1 protein-coding gene is annotated in these 618 nt (G+C 43.5%); it reads right to left on the reverse strand.

The genetic code is table 11. The features are described from left to right. A partial coding sequence (locus H5T45_07720) for a hypothetical protein (protein ID MBC7129585.1) occupies positions 1–249 on the reverse strand: 249 nt, incomplete at its 3' end. Positions 250–618 lie beyond the last annotated feature (369 nt).

Here is a 618-nt window from a genome sequence, read left to right on the forward strand (position 1 = left end):
GTTTATTCTTGTTTTTATGAGTACTCTCCTGTATACTGGATCCTGTATTTTGTCTATCACCCTCTTGAGCCCTTTAACGGCGGCCTTATTCTCCCTGTATAGTATTAGGGCTTCATCGTAGTCTTCTGCTGCGAGATCTGGCTCGCCTATTTTCTCCATTTTCCTACCAAGTTCACAACGGTGGTAGGATTCTATTATCCGTAGACCGTTTTCCGCCATTTCAGGTTCGATTCCAAACATTTCAAACATTTGCGTCACCTCCGCGATATGTGGGTAATGGGGTAGTACCATATACCCACTACTATATAGTATATAGTACCCTATATATATACTTTTCGGTTCTTGGGGGCCGTGCCAGGCCCATTAGAAAAAAGATCCCCTCGCAGGTGGTTGGCCGCGTTTTACGTAGCTATCCTTTCCCCTTTTGTTGTTGTTTTTTGGGGGCGAGGTTTTAGGAGGGGGGCGAAAGCCCCCTCTCCCAAGGATAATTATATATAGGGTGTAGCCCATAATGGTGTATATCCATAAGTGTATAGTGGGGTGGTATTTGTGGATAAAATAGAAAGACTAAAAAAGGAGATAAGAGAGCTCGAGGAAGATTTGGAAAAAGTGAAAACC

Source organism: Thermoplasmatales archaeon (assembly GCA_014361245.1).
Taxonomy (GTDB): domain Archaea; phylum Thermoplasmatota; class E2; order UBA202; family JdFR-43; genus JACIWB01.